Annotated in this window: 4 protein-coding genes; 3 read left to right on the top strand and 1 reads right to left on the bottom strand. The window is 65.2% G+C overall.

Annotation, left to right across the window (positions count from 1 at the left end; genetic code table 11):
- Nucleotides 1-643 (bottom strand): substrate-binding domain-containing protein (locus tag AC2VOU_RS07845; protein ID WP_486956864.1); only part of this gene is annotated, 643 nt, incomplete at its 3' end.
- Nucleotides 644-819: 176 nt separating this feature from the next.
- Here AC2VOU_RS07845 and AC2VOU_RS07850 point away from each other — a divergent pair.
- The 3 genes from AC2VOU_RS07850 to AC2VOU_RS07860 all read left to right on the top strand — a co-directional run.
- A complete protein-coding gene (locus AC2VOU_RS07850; RefSeq protein ID WP_486956865.1) occupies nt 820-1,497 on the top strand; it encodes an SDR family oxidoreductase in 678 nt (225 codons plus the stop codon).
- A 73-nt stretch (nt 1,498-1,570) separates the two neighbouring features.
- Nucleotides 1,571-2,488 (top strand): LLM class F420-dependent oxidoreductase, encoded by a 918-nt coding sequence (locus AC2VOU_RS07855; RefSeq protein ID WP_486956866.1) that lies wholly within the window; start codon nt 1,571-1,573, stop codon nt 2,486-2,488.
- Nucleotides 2,489-2,620: 132 nt separating this feature from the next.
- On the top strand, nt 2,621-3,758 hold a 1,138-nt coding region (locus tag AC2VOU_RS07860), incomplete at its 3' end, for an NAD(P)/FAD-dependent oxidoreductase (RefSeq protein ID WP_486956867.1).

Consider the following 3,758-nt stretch of genomic DNA (forward strand, 5'->3'; position numbering starts at 1 on the left):
CGCCGCTGACTTTCGCCAGCACCCCGGCGCCGACCGACTCTTCGGTCACCGGGGTGAAGTGCACTCCGGTGTTGTCCTCGATGCGTTGCGCCGCCGACCCGCATGGCGCCGAGGCCTGACACGCCGCGACCCGCAGGTCAGGCCTGGCGAGATCGGCGAAGGTCCGGACCTGCTTCGGATTGCCCGGGGGGGTGATGATCACCAGACTGTCGGATGCAAAGTTGACGGGCTCGCCGCTGGTCAGGTCGGCTTTGATGACCGTGTCCAGCTGCGCGGTGTCTGCGGGTGCATAGACATCGGCGCTGGCGCCCTGGGTCAACTTGTTCGTCAGCTCAGCAGCGGCGGCGAAGTCGAATTCCACTGCTGCTCCTGGATTTTCGGTTTGGAACTTGCCGGCAAGCAGGGTGAAGGCGGGTTTGAGTTGTAGTGCGGCGAATACCATGATCGACGTGGCCGGTGCATGACGCGACGGCGACGAACCGGTCGCGGCGGTCGGCTGCCTGCTGCATCCGCTCGGAGTCGCCGCCAGCGCCGCGACCAACAATCCCGCCATCCCGGCCGCGCGCGCGCCTCCGCGTCCAGGTGTCACGGTGCCCAGCGTTGTCCAAACAGTGACCGCGCCGTGCCGGATTCGGAGTTTCATATCTAGCTACCGTCCAGTAACATAAGGAAACGTTAATGCCATACACGGCCTGAAATCCCAAGGACCGGCATGGCGGTGTGCCACCATCGAGGCATCGGAGAACCGTTGCTCACGACGTGCTCCGCAATGCTGCTGGCGAACCGGAACCTGGATTCGACGCTGAATACGAGGAGGTCATGGCGGTGGAAGTACTTGTCACCGGAGGCGACACCGAACTGGGTCGCGCCGTTGCTGAAGAGTTCCATGATAACGGCCATGCGGTCACAATGCTCGGCGCCCGCCGAGAGGATCTCGAGGTAGCCGCCAAGGAGATCGAAGCGGACGCCATCGTCTGCGACAACACCGATCCCGCCGCGTTGGCAGAGGTCCGCCACCTGTTCCCCCACCATCTGGACACCATCGTCAACGTCCCGGCGCCGCGTCGGACCCCCGGCGATCCGCGGGCGTACGCGCTGTCCGACCTGGCGGCTGCGTGGCGCTCCGCGCTGGACGACACCTTGCTGTCTGTGGTGCTGACGCTCGAGACGGTCGGCGACCACCTCCGATCTGGTGGATCGATCATCAGCGTCGTGCCGGAAAATCCCCGACCGGGTAGCGCCGAAGCCGCAATCAAGGCCGCGCTCTCGAGCTGGGTCGCCGGCCAAGCGACGATCTTCGGCACCCGCGGGATCACCGTCAATGCGGTCGCGGCCGGACGCAGCGCCCAGCCGGGTTACGAAGGCCTCTCCAGCACACCGCCGGCGCTAGCCGCCGAGGTCGCGCGGATGTCGCTGTTCCTGACCAGCGGTGCCGCCCGTCACATCACCGGACAGACCCTGCACGTCAGCCACGGCGCTCTGACGCAGTTCGCCTAAACCGCGGCTCGTCCGGCGCGTATTTCTCGCCGGTGGCCGTCGGCGGCGGGCGCCGGTTACTAGGGTGGTTTTCGTGACCATTCGCCTTGGCTTTCAAATCCCCAACTTTTCCTACGGCACCGGAGTCGAACAACTTTTTCCCACCGTGATCGCGCAGGCTCGCGAAGCTGAATCGGCGGGCTTTGACTCGGTTTTCGTGATGGACCATTTCTACCAGCTGCCGATGCTCGGCTCCCCCGACCAGCCGATGCTCGAGGCGTACACCACCCTGGGCGCACTTGCGACGGCCACCGACCGAGTTCAGTTGGGCGCGTTAGTAACCGGCAACACCTACCGCAACCCCACGCTGCTGGCCAAGGCCGTCACTACCTTGGACGTCATCAGCGCCGGCCGTGCGATCCTCAGCGCCGGAACCGGCTGGTTCGAGCTGGAACACCAGCAACTCGGATTCGAATTCTCGACGTTCACCGAGCGTTTCAAGAAGCTGGAGGAAGCGCTGCAAATCCTCGACCCGATGATCAAGGGCGAACATTCCACGTTCGCCGGCGAGTACTACACCACCGACTCGGCCTTCGCCAATCCGCGCTACCGCGAGCGCATTCCGATCCTCATCGGCGGCAGCGGTGAGAAGAAGACGTTCTCGCTCGCGGCCCGCTACGCCGACCACCTCAACATCATCGCGGCCTTTGACGAACTGCCCGGCAAGCTCGACGCGTTGGCCAGGCGCTGCGACGAGGCCGGACGGGACCGTTCGACCCTGGAAACCAGCGTCCTGCTGACCGTGATGGTCGACGACAACGCCAAACCGGACCAGGTCCCCGCGGAGATGCGTGGCCGCATGCTGGTGGGCAGCGCCGCGCAGGTCGCCGAACAAGTCAAGACCCACGTCATCGACGTCGGCGTCGACGGTGTGATCGTCAACATGCCGCGCTACACGCCGGGCGTCGTCGCGACGATTGCGGACGCGCTGCGTCCCGTCGTCGGTGTGTGACGCCGGGCAGCGACATGGGTCACGTGTGACGGGCCCCGGTGGGGGCGATCACACGCCCTTGTGTCGATAGACGCAGGTCCGGCCGTCTATCGTTGAAAGCGAACCCGGTCGTCGCTGAGGAGCTAACAAACCATGACTGCTCTGTCCGAGAAAACCGCACCCAATCGCAAGCATCGGGTGGTGGTTATCGGATCCGGCTTCGGCGGGCTCAATGCTGTCAAGAAGCTCAAGAGGGCCGACGTCGACATCAAATTGATAGCCCGCACCACCCACCACCTGTTCCAGCCGATGCTGTACCAGGTGGCTACCGGGATCGTCGCCGAGGGTGCGATCGCTCCGCCGACCCGGATGATCCTGAGGGGCCAGCGCAACGCCCAAGTTCTCCTCGGGGACGTCACGCACATCGACCTGAGGGGCAAGTTCGTCGTGTCCGAATTGCTCGGCCACAGCTACGACACCCCTTTCGACAGTTTGATCATCGCCGCCGGGGCGGGCCAATCCTACTTCGGCAACGACCATTTCGCCGAGTACGCCCCCGGCATGAAGTCCATCGACGACGCCCTGGAATTGCGCGGTCGCATCATGAGCGCGTTCGAAGCGGCCGAGCGGTCCAACGATCCCGAGCGGCGTAAGAAACTCCTGACGTTCACCGTGGTGGGCGCGGGACCGACCGGCGTCGAAATGGCCGGACAAATCGCCGAACTCGCGGACTTCACCCTCAAAGGCGCCTACCGTCATATCGATTCGACGAAGGCACGGGTCATCCTGCTCGACGCCGCCCCCGCTGTACTGCCGCCGATGGGCGAGAAGCTCGGCAAGAAGGCCGCCACCCGGCTGGAGAAGATGGGTGTCGAAATCCAGCTCGGGGCAATGGTGACCGATGTTGACCGCGACGGCATCACGGTCAAGGACTCCGACGGAACCACCCGCCGCATCGAGTCGGCCTGCAAGGTGTGGTCGGCCGGCGTCTCCGCCAGCCCGCTGGGTCGCGACTTGGCCCGGCAGTCGGGTGTCGAACTCGACCGTGCCGGCCGGGTCAAAGTGTTGCCTGACTTGTCGATTCCCGGCAACCCCAACGTGTTCGTCGTCGGGGACATGGCAGCCGTCGACGGCGTGCCGGGGGTTGCGCAGGGCGCGATCCAGGGCGGCAAGTACGCGGCTGGCGTGATCAAGGCAGAGTTGGCCGGCGCCGACCCCGGCCACCGCGAGCCGTTCCAATACTTCGACAAGGGATCGATGGCCGCGGTGTCGCGGTACTACGCGGTGGTCA

It is taken from the genome of Mycobacterium sp. TH-M25, from assembly GCF_057473665.1.

What these genes read in the sequence shown, in the direction of transcription:
- AC2VOU_RS07850 (WP_486956865.1), top strand. Translation starts at nt 820, where the DNA reads ATGGCGGTGGAAGTACTTGTCACCGGAGGCGACACCGAACTGGGTCGC.